The following is a 13,287-nucleotide window of genomic DNA, read 5'->3' on the forward strand; positions in this document are numbered from 1 at the left end:
CCTCTCATCTTATTTTTCTTTTACTTCTAATAACAAATCACCTGAGCTGATTGCTTCGCCTTCTTCAACATAAATGTGATCTACCGTGCCCGCAAAACGTGCTTCGATAGTCGTTTCCATTTTCATGGCTTCTGTAATCAGCAACGGCTGACCTTTTTCTACTTTATCGCCACGTTTGACCAATACTTGTAGAACAGAACCAGACATCGTTGCGCCGATTTGTTCTTTATTAGTTGGTTCCGCCTTTTGTTTTACTTGAACAGCAGACTTAATGGAGGCATCTTTAACTAAAACCTCACGACGTTGCCCATTCAAATTGAAGAACAAGACACGGTTTCCGTCAATATCAGGTTCGCCAATTTCATCTAAACGAATAATTAACGTTTTTCCTCGTTCAATTTGAACTTCCAATGTCTCTCCTTGACGAATACCATTAAAGAATGTTGGCGTATCTAATAAGGTTATATCTCCAAAAGTTTCGTATTTTTGTCGATACTCTAAAAATACTTGTGGATACATTAAATAACTTAAAACTTCTTCCAATTTAGGTTGATAGCCAATTTTTTCGGCTAATTCTTCTTGTACTTTTGCAAAATCAACAGGTGCTGCTAAGTCACCTGGCCGCTCTGTGAAGGCTGGTCGACCTTTTAGAATAATTCGTTGCAGCTCTTTTGGGAACCCACCAACTGGTTGACCTAAATCACCTTGGAAAAAAGTCACAACGGATTCAGGAAAACTTAGTTCTTCACCACGCGCATAAACATCTTGTTCTGTCAGATGATTTTGAACCATGAAGAGTGCCATGTCTCCCACGACTTTTGAAGATGGCGTCACTTTTACAATATCACCAAACATCAAATTCACTGTGTGATACATTTTTTTGATTTCATCCCAACGGTGCCCTAAGCCTACCGCTTTTGCTTGCTGCTGTAGATTAGAGTATTGCCCACCAGGCATTTCATGCATATAGACTTCTGTTTGCGGGGCATTTAACCCATTTTCAAATGGTTGATAATACATGCGCACATCTTCCCAATAATGATTAATTTTCTGTGCATTATCAATGTTAATAGTTGGCGTCCGTTCACCATTGACTAAAGCATAATATAGACTGTTCATACTTGGCTGGCTAGTTGCGCCACTCATCGCACTCATTGCGACGTCAACAATATCAACGCCCGCTTTAGTAGCTGCTGAATAAGTGATGATCCCATTGCCACTAGTATCGTGGGTGTGGAGATGAATTGGTAAATCCGTGGCTGCCTTTAATTCACTAATTAAACGATAAGCAGCTTGTGGTTTCAATAAGCCAGCCATATCTTTAATCGCAATGATTTGTGCACCTAAATTTTCCAATTCTTTAGCCATATCAAGGTAATATTGAACATTATATTTTGCTCGGGCTGGATCATTGATGTCCCCAGTATAACAAATTGCTGCTTCCGCAATTTTTCCGGTATCTCGAACGACTTGAATACTTTTTTCCATTTGAGGAATCCAGTTTAAGCTATCAAAGATTCGAAAAACATCGACTCCTTGGCGAGCGGATTCTTTAATAAATTCTTCAATAACATTATCAGGGTAATTTTGATAGCCTACCGCATTAGATCCTCTGAACAGCATTTGTAAAAGTGTATTTGGCATCAACTGACGAATTTTTCTTAAACGTTGCCATGGGTCTTCGGTTAAGAAGCGATAGGCAACATCGAACGTAGCGCCACCCCACATTTCACTAGAAAACAGCTCAGGCAGGGCTGCATCAGTTAGACCAGCAATTGCTTTAAAATCTTGTGTTCTCACACGAGTAGCTAATAAACTTTGGTGCGCATCACGGAACGTGGTATCTGTCATTAACACACTTTCTTGATTCTTAACCCAATCGATGACGGCGGTTGCTCCTTGAGCGTCTAGAATATTTTTAGCTGTGATCACTTTTTCTGGAACTTCAATATCTGTCGGCACGCGCGGGGCTTCAAAATATTTTTTCTCCGTTCGTTCAATGCCAGGGAACCCATTGACCGTTACTTCTCCAATGTATTTCATCGTTTTATTGCCACGATCGCGCATACGAGGAAATTCAAATAATTCAGGTGTATTATCAATAAAGGTTGTTTTGGCTTCGCCAGATTGAAACGCTGGATAGCTCACAACATTTTGTAAAAACGGAATATTTGTTTTCACGCCACGAATCCGAAATTCTTTTAAGCAGCGTTGCATTTTACTGATTGCCTGTTCAAAAGAGAAACCATGCGTACAGACTTTAACCAATAAAGAATCAAAGTAAGGCGTCACAGCGTAGCCAGAATAAGCATTTCCTACATCTAAACGCACACCAAAACCACCTGGTGAACGATACGTATCGATTTTCCCTGTGTCTGGCATAAACTGGTTCAGGGGATCTTCAGTCGTAATCCGACATTGAATAGCCGCGCCTTCTAATGTCAATTCGTTTTGTTTTGGCAAATGCATATCTTTATGCAAATCAAGCCCTTGCGCAATTTGTAATTGAGAGATCACAATATCAATATCTGTAATCATTTCTGTGATAGTATGTTCTACCTGAACACGAGGATTCACTTCAATAAAATAAAACTGATCCCCTTCTACTAAAAACTCAACCGTTCCCGCATTCACGTAGCCGACATGCGCCATTAACTGCACAGCAGCCGAACAAATGGCTGCTCGTTGTTCTTCATTCATTGATACACATGGTGCGACTTCTACCACTTTTTGGTGGCGTCGTTGAACGGAACAATCACGTTCAAATAAATGCAAGACGTTCCCATGATGATCGCCTAAAATTTGTACTTCGATATGTTTAGGATTAGAAATATACTTTTCAACATAAACCTCGTCAGAACCAAAGGCTGCTTTCGCTTCACTTTTTGCTCTTTCGTAACCTTCTCGTGCTTCTTTGGCATCGTGGGCAACGCGCATCCCGCGACCGCCGCCACCTAAAGCAGCTTTAATCATGATAGGAAAGCCATGCGTTTCACCAAAAGCTACGACCTCTTCCACCGTTGCTACTGGCCCGTCTGAGCCTGGAATCGAAGCAATCCCCGCAGCTACAGCTGCTTCTTTCGCTTTAATTTTATCGCCAAAAATATCTAAATGATGTGTTTTAGGTCCGACAAAAATGATTCCTTCTTCTTCACAACGTTCGGCGAAGCGTAAGTTCTCAGATAAAAAGCCATAACCAGGATGAATGGCATCTGCTCCCGATTTTTTGGCAATTTGGATAATATTTTCAATGTCTAAATAGGCTTCAATTGGTTTTTTCCCTTTACCAACTAAATACGCTTCATCTGCTTTGAAACGATGAACAGAATACTCATCTTCTGCAGCATAAATCGCTACTGTCTGGATATCTAATTCTGTACAAGCTCTAAAAATTCGAATCGCAATTTCGCCACGATTGGCAACTAATACCTTTTTCATAACGTCACTCCTACCATCAATTTCCTTCAAATTTATTGGTTCTGTTCTAAAGATAAATAGTACTCATTTTCTAATTTCTGACGTGTTTCATCTGCACTGATATTCAGGACAAAGGCCACAGCAATCGAAATAATCAGCAAACTATTCCCACCTTGACTCAAGAACGGGAAAGTAATTCCTGTTAATGGAATAATCCCAGTAATCCCACCAACATTAATAAAGACTTGAATTAATAACATTGTACCAATTCCAATACACATTAGTGAATTAAAAGGTTTCTTCGAGCGTACACCGACTAAAATAATTCGCGCAATCATAAACATCAACAATCCTAAAATCGCTAGACCGCCGATAATGCCTAACTCTTCTAAAGTAATCGCAAAGATAAAGTCCGTATGTGCTTCTGGTAAAAAGCCTTTTTTCTGAACACTATTCCCTAGACCTTTGCCAAACCAGCCGCCATTACTGATTGCATAATAAGAATTAGCTAACTGATGGCCTAAGTTCCGTTCATCTAAAAATGGATTTTTAAAAACAGCAAAACGATTATAAATATATTGATAACGCGCTGGGAAAATTTTTCCTTTAGACATAATTAATAACTGAATAGCCGTGATACTACCTAAAATGCCCAAGCCACCGACCAAGTAGGTATACATATAATTAATCCCACTTGCTAAAACCATCACGATGGTAATTAATGTTAGAATGGCCGCATTCCCGAAGTCAGGCTGGATTGCAACTAGAGCAATTAATACAAAAACGAGCATCAACGGGCGCCCGGCAGCTTGTTTAAATTGATCCATGCCTCCATTAATTGTCTTTTGTCGCCGTGCTAAGATATAAGACAGATACCAGACAACCATAATTTTTAAATACTCAGCTGGTTGCATCGAAAATCCACCAATCTCAATCCAACCACGTGCGCCGTTAATTTCTTTCCCGATACCAGGAATCCGAACGGCTAAAACCATAACCGTAATTACTGCAATGGCAAACATGATAAAACTTCGATTCTGGAAAACGGATGTTTTCATCTTATAAATAAAAAACATTGCAACTAACCCTACTACCCAAAAGGCAACCTGGTTAATAACGAATGAGGTAGGTGAAAAACCTTTCATTACTTGTAATGCGGATGTGGAACTATATACCATAATCAATCCCACGATACTTAAAATTAAATATGGAATAAAAATACTATAGTCTAGCAAATGCCGTTTCTTTACTTTGTTTGGCAAAGCTTAACCCTCCTTGCCAATCTCGTTTTTTTCTTGTGTTTCTTCATAAACATCTGTATATAATTGATTCAATTCGCGTTCTAAATCACTTAGTAAGCGATGTCCTTCATCATTAGTTAAAATCCCCAAACGGGTCGCATAGGTCACTTGTCTTGAAAAACCATACATTTGTGTATCCACCACTTCTTCAAATGCTTTACATTGAGAAATGCACAAACTGTTTTTTTGATTACGAATAAGCATTTTAATGCGTTCTGCATCGTCTTCTAATAATTGAATGGCAAATTTCTTTGAAATTCCTTCGTCCATTTGTACAGAACCTCCCTATCTTAATTAAATAATTATAACATAATTCTCAGTTAGATACATGATGATTTCAGAAAATTTCCTTTAAGAAATTTTCTAAAACCAAGCGATATATTAAGTAAGAAATCTCTTTATATAACAAGCTTATTTTATCAATACAACAACAAATACATTAAAAGACTTTTTTCTTATTTTCTGCTTTTAATTTTAAATAAAATAACAAACTATATCATTTTTTTGTCTCTTGATATTCTTTAATTACTTCTAAAAAGGCGGTGCCATATTTATCTAATTTATTTTGGCCGACCCCTTTTATTTGCAATAATTGAATCGTTGTTTGCGGTAATTTTTCACACATTTCTTTAAGTGTACTATCGGAAAAGACTACATATGGCGGCACGCCTGCCTCTTGAGCCATGTCCATACGTAATTCGCGTAATCGTTCAAACAAGGCATCATCCACTGCTACTTTTCGTACTTTTTGGTCTTCTTTTCGGAAGACTTTCCGTTCCCCTAAAAGCACCTGAACACCTTCTGTCGAGACTGATAACAACGGAAATTGCCCATCAGAAGGAATTAAATAACGTTCTGCTGTCAAATAATCAATCAGCTGTGTGACTTCTTTTTGGGTGCGGCCTTTCATTAGTCCGTATGTTGGCAAACGATCAAAATGCCATTGATCAATTTTTTGATCGTTTGAGCCAGTCAAGACTTTACCAACTAAGCCCTTACCGAAACGTTCTCCCATACGTTTTACACAAGACAAGACTTTTTGGGCATCGACCGTAATATCGACTAATTCTCGATTATCCAGACAATTCGAGCAGCGACCGCAGTCCGTCCCTTCTTCACCAAAATAGCGTAAAATATATTTTTGTAAACACATTTGTGCATTCGCATATTGTGACATTTCCCGTAATTTCAAGTACTCTTTCTGCTTATAATCAATGGTCATTTCAGATTGTTCAATAAAGTATTGTTGAATTTGCAAGTCTTGTGGAGCAAACATTAACACAGCATCACTAGGCAGACCGTCACGACCAGCTCGGCCGGCTTCTTGGTAATAAGATTCAATATTCCCTGGTACTTGTGCGTGAATGACAAAACGAACATTGCTCTTATTAATCCCCATACCAAAGGCATTTGTTGCTACCATCACTTGCACTTGATCATACAAGAATGCTTCTTGATTTTCACTACGTAACTGTTCACTCATGCCCCCATGATACATCCCAGCTGCAATTTTTTTACTTTCTAATAAATGATAAATTCGTTCAACTTCCTTCCGCGTGCTTGCATAAATAATACCTGATTGTCCAGTATTCATCTTTAAATATTCCAAAAGAAAAACGTCTCTATTTTGATCTTTCACGACTTGAAAAGATAAATTTTCTCGAGCGAATCCTGTTTTGATTTCATTTTCTGATGGAATTCTTAATTGCTTGACAATATCCTCCGCTACTTGTGGCGTTGCTGTTGCTGTTAGTGCAATCACAGTTGGTTGCTGTTGAAATTGATCTATAATCTCTGCTAAACGCAAATAGCTTGGACGAAAATCATGCCCCCATTGTGAAATACAGTGTGCCTCATCTACTGCCAATAAATCAATCGGTACATGTGTCAGCATCTGTTGAAAATCATAAGATTCTAATCGCTCTGGCGCAACATACAATAGCTTGACTTCTTTGTTAACCGCTAATTGAATACGATGATTCATTTCTTGATAGGAAATGGTACTATTGATATATGTAGCTGGAATCCCCATTAAATTCAGGGCATCTACTTGATCTTTCATTAAAGAAATTAATGGTGAAATCACCAATGTTAAATTATCCAGAAGTAAGGCTGGCAACTGATAACAAATCGATTTGCCTCCACCTGTTGGCATAATGCCTAAGACATTTTCTTGTCGCAATACATGACGAATAATCGTTTCTTGTCCTGGCCGAAAATCATCATAGCCAAATGTATCTTTTAATAATTCTTGTAATGCACTCATTTATTGCGCTCCAATCTTTGTTCTACAAGTCATTTTAACACGCTAATCTAACAGGAACAAGGTGTGTTAAAACAAGACACAATCGTGAAACACCAGTTAACGTGAAACATCAAAAAGAATGAAAAATTGTGAAAGCTTGCTATCAAAAGCTTTCAAAAATAGCGGCATTTGCTTGTTGTGGATAACGAGTAGTTATCCACACATAAAAAATAACCTTATCTTAAAATACGCATTAATCCGTTTTTGCCATCAAAAAAACCAACTATTTTCGTAGTAAAACGAGCATAGTTGGTTTAAATGTTTATTTGTCGAAAAATTATTCAGCTTTTTTCTTTTTCTTGCTTGCTTTTTCGCGTTCGTTTTTGTTAAGAATTTGTTTTCTTAAACGGATGCTTTCTGGTGTTACTTCACAGTATTCATCTTCATTCAAGAATTCTAATGATTCTTCTAACGTTAATTTTTTCGGTTTTTTAATGACTGATGTTTGGTCTTTCGTTGCCGAACGAACGTTAGTCATTTGTTTAGCTTTTGTGATGTTCACAGTTAAATCATTGTCGCGGTTGTTTTCCCCAACAATCATTCCTTCGTAAACTTCTGTCGTTGGTTCAACGAAAACTGTACCACGTTCTTCAATACTCATGATTGAGTAAGTCGTTGCTTTACCAGTATCGATTGAAACTAGCGCACCTTGATGACGGCCGCCAATCGTTCCTTGAATCATTGGTAAGTATTGATCGAAGGTGTGGTTCATAATACCATACCCACGAGTCATTGATAAGAATTCTGTTGAATAACCAATTAAGCCACGAGCTGGTGCTAAGAAGATTAAACGCATTTGTCCGTTACCGGCATTAATCATATCTTGCATTTCGCCTTTACGTAAACTTAGTGATTCAATCACGCTACCCATGTATTCTTCAGGTGTGTCAATTTGAACACGTTCAAATGGTTCACATTTAACCCCGTCAATTTCACGCTCAATAACTTCTGGACGAGAAACTTGTAATTCATAGCCTTCACGACGCATGTTTTCAATTAAAATTGATAAATGCAATTCGCCACGGCCTGATACAGTCCAAGAATCTGGGCCAATTGGATCAACACGTAAAGATACGTCTGTTTGTAACTCAGCCATTAAACGTTCTTCGATTTTACGAGCGGTAATGTATTTTCCTTCACGTCCCGCAAATGGAGAATTGTTAACTAAGAAAGTCATTTGTAAGGTTGGCTCATCAATGTGTAGAATTGGTAATGCTTCTTGATTGTGAACATCTACAACTGTTTCCCCAACGAAAATGTCTTCCATTCCGGAAACGGCAATTAAATCGCCCGCTTTTGCTTCATCAATTTCCACACGTTGTAAGCCAAAGAAACCTAAAATTTTCGTTACACGGAAATTTTTCACGCTGCCATCTAATTTCATCAACGCAACTTGGTCGCCGACTTTCATTGTGCCACGGAACACACGGCCAATCCCAATACGTCCAACGTAATCGTTGTAGTCTAGTAATGAGACTTGGAATTGAAGTGGTTCGTCTGAATTGTCAACTGGGGCTGGCACATGTTCAATAATTTTATCAAAAATTGGGGCCATTGTTGGCTCTTGATCTGCTGGATCATCTGATTCACTTGAAGTTCCGTTTAAAGCAGAAGCATAAACAACTGGGAAATCTAATTGATCGTCGTCTGCGCCTAATTCGATGAATAACTCTAAAACTTCATCTACTACGTGTTCAGGACGAGCAGAAGGTTTGTCAATTTTATTAACAACCACGATTGGTGTTACTTTTTGTTCTAATGCTTTTTTCAATACGAAACGTGTTTGAGGCATTGTTCCTTCATACGCATCGACAACTAAAACAACACCGTCTACCATTTTCATGATACGTTCTACTTCACCACCGAAGTCCGCGTGTCCTGGTGTATCTAGAATGTTGATACGTGTACCGTTATAATCTACGGCTGTATTTTTTGCTAAGATAGTAATTCCACGTTCACTTTCAAGTGCATTGGAATCCATTGCACGTTCTTGTAATTGTGTGTGTCCATCTAAAGTGTCAGATTGTTTTAAAAGTTCATCTACTAAGGTTGTTTTACCATGGTCAACGTGGGCGATAATTGCCACGTTACGAATATCATCTCTGTATTTCAATTTAATTGCTCCTTATCTATATACGCTTATGTTACTTAAGTCCATAAAAGCCGACTGCTTATTATAGCAAACTTTTTTCATTAAAAAAAGGCTTTCGCCTGCAAAAATAATGAAAGTTTTAGAAATTATTCGGCTTTTTCTGAAAACAAGGACATTTTTTTACAAATTTTTCTCTTTTAAAAGAGGAAGAGCCTTACCTTTCAGCAACGCTCTTCTTTGATTATTCCGATTCATTTAAATATCGGGTAAATACTTCATCATAGGTTTCAGGAGTTGCTGCAATAAAGTATTCACGACCCGCAAAAGTTAATGGTTTTCCTGTAATACCAGAGTATTTAAACCCAAATTCTTCCAAAAGTACTAAGCCTGCTGCATAATCCCAAGGACTTAGATTAGATAAATAGCCATGATGGTTGCCTTTTAACATAGCAATAATTTCCAAACCTGCACAACCGCTAATACGCACGCCCATACTTGCTTGTCCGATTTCCGTTGCGTAATGAATATTTTTTCCATGCATGTAAGCATTCATGCCCCATAATCCATCTGCCAAGGCTTTCATAGTAGGCGCTTTTAATAATTGATTATTCCGATAAACGCCAAGCCCTTTGCCGCCCCAATAAAGTTCTTCTCGCATCACATCATAGATAAAACCTAATTTACCAATGCCGTCTTCATAAACAGCTAACATAATACAAAAATTTTCTCTTTCCATCACGAAATTCATTGTGCCATCAATCGGATCGATGATCCACACGCGACCAGCAAAACTTTTTAAAGTATTGTAGCCTTTTTCTTCCCCTAAAATTTGATCTTCGGGAAAATTTGTTTGAATTTTATTCATTAAAAATTCTTGGGTTTGTTCATCCATATTTGTCACTAAATCGGTGCGGCCATTTTTCTGTTGAACGGTTAACTCTGATTCCAAGTTCATTCGAATCACATCGGCTGCTTCAAAAAGCCAACTTTGAATTGTTTGAACAAATTTTTGCGTTTCAGTCATCTAATCATCCCCCAGCTTTAATTTACCGCTTCCCTGTTTTTTAGCTTGTTGAAGCGTACGATATAACGAATATCCTGAAGCATTTTCAAATTCACGACCTAAGCGTTTTTCTTCGCCGATACTTTTAACGACCGTTTTAAATTGTTGATAAGTTGTTAAAAATTTGTCAACAGGCAAGCCTGTTTCGTTGGCTTGCTCAACTGCTGTCCACATATTAGTGACAATCACCATTTCCTCTGTCGTCCAATCTAAATCTAATGGATATTGATAGTCTTTCATGTCTTCACCTCATCTTCTCTAGTTTAGCATATTTTCATAAAAAAACATCTTATTTACGTCGATTTTTTAATGCATTAAAGAGAGGATATTCTGCTGTTCCTTTGCGATACAAACTTTGTTGCGAAGCATAAATACCGCTATTTCCTGAACACATAAAACTGATTAAGCAGACCATGAAAAAATAGACTGCCGCTTCACTACCAAATAGTTCAATGCCCATAATGAAACAAGCAATCGGCGTATTCGTGGCGCCAGAAAAAACACCAATAAATCCTAAACCTGCTAAAAAAGGAATTGACAGATGTAACAAAGGGGCCAAAGAACTCCCTAACGTAGCCCCAATTTCAAACAATGGCGTCACTTCTCCTCCTTGGAATCCGGCACCCAAGGATAACACCGTAAAGAATAATTTCCCAACAAAATCAAAAGGCTGCGCATTGCCTGCAAAAGCATCTTCTAGTAAAGGTAAACTCAAGCCTAAATAACGTTGGTTGTTTAAGACGAGCACAAACAGAACGACAATGGCAGCGCCAAGAAACGCACGAAGGTAGACATTAGCAAACCAATTTGCGTAGGCCTTTTTTAAAAAGACAATGGAACGACTAAAAACCCAACCTGCCAAGCCAAAACAAATCGATGCCAAAAATAATTTTACGAATAGATCAACCGACCAAGTCGGAATTTTGCCCATCGGATAATGCGTATGTGTTACACCAAAACTTTCAGTCACAAAATTAGCAAATAAGCCTGCAAAAAAACTTGGGAAAAGTGCCTCTGCACGAACTTTTCCAATCGCCAAAACTTCTAATCCGAAAACCGTTCCCGCTAATGGTGTGCCAAAAACAGAACTAAAACCTGCACTAATTCCGCTAATAATAATTACTTGTCGTTCCAAAGCGGACAGTTTAAAGACTTTTCCTACAGCATTTGCGATTGCGCCCCCCATTTGCACCGCCGTCCCTTCACGACCAACAGAACCACCAAATAAGTGCGTAGTAATCGTGCCAAACAATGTTAAAGGAATTAAGCGTAAGGGAATATCTTCTTCCCCGCCATTGCCTTGTTCAATCACTAAGTTATTTCCTCGGCTAGCATTTTTCCCAAAACGCGTATAGAAATACGTAAAAACGACACCGCTAATGGGGAGGATAAAGAGTAACCAAGGATTTGCTAAACGAACATCTGTTACATAGGTAAGACTCTTTAAGAAAAAGGCGGATAACGCCCCCATAAATAAACCAATAATTGCGGTAATGAGCAACCATTTTGCCATATAACCGCTGATTGATAGTAGTTGCTTTGTTTCTTTTTTCACTTTACATGCTCCTTTACAATTTTCTTATCGCCAATCCTAGCGTACAGAAAAAGCCTACCAAAGGGTACACTTCTCCCGTTTGGTAGGCGTCATTAATTTATTCGTCCAATAAATAGTTCGTGGTGAACACCATCACCATGTTGCTATTAAACTATTAAAAATAATACCACGCAACTCTGGAAAGTGCAATAGAAGAATAACTCATTACCTTTAACAACCTTTACGTGTCTTTTTAGACACTAGCTCATTAAAAAAAATAACCATGATTTCTTCGCTTTCCAAATCTAACAACTTAGAAATCAATTTAATATCTGAAGCTTTAAATACAACCTCTCCTTTTAATTTCTTATAAATTGTTGAAGCTGAGATTGGTTGACCTGCAGCGGTCATTTCACTTGCTAACCATTCAACATTTTTCCCTTTTAATTTCAATTTTGAATGAATTAAATTTGATTCCATTTTACTCCCCCTTTTCACCCCTTTTTAGTGTCTTATTAGACACTGGAAGTATATCATTTTGTGAAAAAACCGTCAATATATGCCGATTCAATAGTTATTTATCACTCTATGTATAGAGTAAAACATGTTTCTTTTGCGACACTTTTTGTGCTAGAATGTTTTTACGGAGGTGGTTTTTTTGAAAGAAAATTTTTTGAAGCAAAAACGGATGGAGAAAAATCTTACATTAGAACAAGTTGGAAATTTTGTTGGTGTTGGAAAAAGTACCGTCAGGAAATGGGAAACTGGAATGATTGAAAATATGGGGAGGGATAAAATTGTCGCCTTATCTAAAATTTTAGATGTATCACCTCTTGAAATCTTAGGTATTCCTGAAACGGAAGAAACGCCATTTGTTGTCCCAACCAATATTATGAACATATACAAACAGTTAACAACTGAAAATCAAGAAGCAGTCTATCGATATGCTCAAAAGAAATTAACAGAACAAAATTACTTTTAATATTTATTTTAAATAGATGAATGCTAGACTTTTTAGTCAACGTCAAACAAAAAAAGCTTATCCTTACGGATAAGCTTTTTATTAGATTGACTGTTGGCCAAAATACTGACGCCATTTGGTTTTCATGGCTGTCGTCATCGGCAACGCCGCTTCTTTCACAGCACAATATTTGTCAACAAAGGTTACAATGTAACTTTCTTTGTATTTTGGTGGTGCAATAGTTGCGCCCCACATATGTTTAATAATAATGTCTCGTTCTAAATCAGACAACTCTGTAATTTTTTCAGCATTTTTGGCTGCAATTCGTGGATGAACATAGGCATGAGAGCCTTCGTCAAACTTTGTTGTGCGCCAATCATAGTAAAACAAATCATGTAATAAACCAGCACGAGCTGTTGCACGAGCATTGCCGTTCCAACGCTTTGCTAATTTATAGCTATGATAGGAAACACTAATTGAATGTTCTAAACGAGTTGAATGCATATGTTGTGTGTATTCTGCTAATTTTTGGACTTCTTCGGTTGCTAATAAATCTTCTACATAAGAAAGATATTCTTCGTCTTCACGCCATTTTTCTGTCATATAATTGGGTG

Annotated in this window: 10 protein-coding genes, 1 pseudogene and 1 riboswitch; of the genes and pseudogenes, 1 reads left to right on the forward strand and 10 read right to left on the reverse strand. The window is 37.8% G+C overall.

The window, feature by feature from the left end; translation table 11 throughout:
• Positions 1 to 9: 9 nt before the first annotated feature.
• The 9 genes and pseudogenes from IGL90_RS09650 to IGL90_RS09690 form a co-directional block, all read right to left on the reverse strand.
• A complete protein-coding gene (locus tag IGL90_RS09650) occupies positions 10 to 3,438 on the reverse strand; it encodes a pyruvate carboxylase (RefSeq protein ID WP_048737968.1) in 3,429 nt (1,142 codons plus the stop codon).
• A 32-nt stretch (positions 3,439 to 3,470) separates the two neighbouring features.
• Entirely contained in the window at positions 3,471 to 4,679 is a 1,209-nt protein-coding gene (locus tag IGL90_RS09655) for an FtsW/RodA/SpoVE family cell cycle protein (protein ID WP_002356686.1), read from the reverse strand.
• Positions 4,680 to 4,682: 3 nt separating this feature from the next.
• Entirely contained in the window at positions 4,683 to 4,988 is a 306-nt protein-coding gene (locus IGL90_RS09660) for a YlaN family protein (protein WP_002356684.1), read from the reverse strand.
• 226 nt (positions 4,989 to 5,214) lie between these two features.
• Positions 5,215 to 6,984: a DNA helicase RecQ gene (gene recQ / locus IGL90_RS09665; RefSeq protein WP_002384207.1), complete on the reverse strand. Its 1,770-nt coding sequence runs from the start codon at positions 6,982 to 6,984 to the stop codon at positions 5,215 to 5,217.
• Between the two features lie 316 nt (positions 6,985 to 7,300).
• Positions 7,301 to 9,136 carry a translational GTPase TypA gene (typA, locus tag IGL90_RS09670; protein WP_002356682.1) on the reverse strand — a complete coding sequence of 612 codons (1,836 nt, stop codon included), beginning with the start codon at positions 9,134 to 9,136 and terminating at the stop codon, positions 7,301 to 7,303.
• Between the two features lie 220 nt (positions 9,137 to 9,356).
• Positions 9,357 to 10,139 (reverse strand): inositol monophosphatase family protein, encoded by a 783-nt coding sequence (locus tag IGL90_RS09675; protein ID WP_002368954.1) that lies wholly within the window; start codon positions 10,137 to 10,139, stop codon positions 9,357 to 9,359.
• The gene (locus IGL90_RS09680; protein WP_002356679.1) at positions 10,140 to 10,418 is read right to left on the reverse strand and encodes a UPF0223 family protein; all 279 of its coding nucleotides are present in this window, start codon (positions 10,416 to 10,418) and stop codon (positions 10,140 to 10,142) included.
• 49 nt (positions 10,419 to 10,467) lie between these two features.
• Positions 10,468 to 11,733, reverse strand: a complete 1,266-nt coding sequence (locus IGL90_RS09685; protein WP_002368953.1) for a voltage-gated chloride channel family protein — start codon at positions 11,731 to 11,733, stop codon at positions 10,468 to 10,470.
• Positions 11,734 to 11,809: 76 nt separating this feature from the next.
• A riboswitch (Fluoride riboswitch) is annotated at positions 11,810 to 11,879 on the reverse strand.
• A 64-nt stretch (positions 11,880 to 11,943) separates the two neighbouring features.
• Positions 11,944 to 12,268, reverse strand: a pseudogene (locus IGL90_RS09690) (hypothetical protein).
• Between the two features lie 93 nt (positions 12,269 to 12,361).
• On the opposite strand from IGL90_RS09690, the gene IGL90_RS09695 reads away from it, so the two are divergent.
• The gene (locus tag IGL90_RS09695; protein WP_002368951.1) at positions 12,362 to 12,694 is read left to right on the forward strand and encodes a helix-turn-helix domain-containing protein; all 333 of its coding nucleotides are present in this window, start codon (positions 12,362 to 12,364) and stop codon (positions 12,692 to 12,694) included.
• Between the two features lie 81 nt (positions 12,695 to 12,775).
• On the opposite strand, the gene IGL90_RS09700 is transcribed toward IGL90_RS09695, so the two are convergent.
• On the reverse strand, positions 12,776 to 13,276 hold the full coding sequence (locus tag IGL90_RS09700) for an HD domain-containing protein (RefSeq protein ID WP_002356666.1): 501 nt from the start codon (positions 13,274 to 13,276) through the stop codon (positions 12,776 to 12,778).
• Between the last annotated feature and the right edge of the window lie 11 nt (positions 13,277 to 13,287).

This window comes from Enterococcus sp. DIV1307a, from assembly GCF_050537425.1.
Lineage (GTDB): Bacteria > Bacillota > Bacilli > Lactobacillales > Enterococcaceae > Enterococcus > Enterococcus faecalis.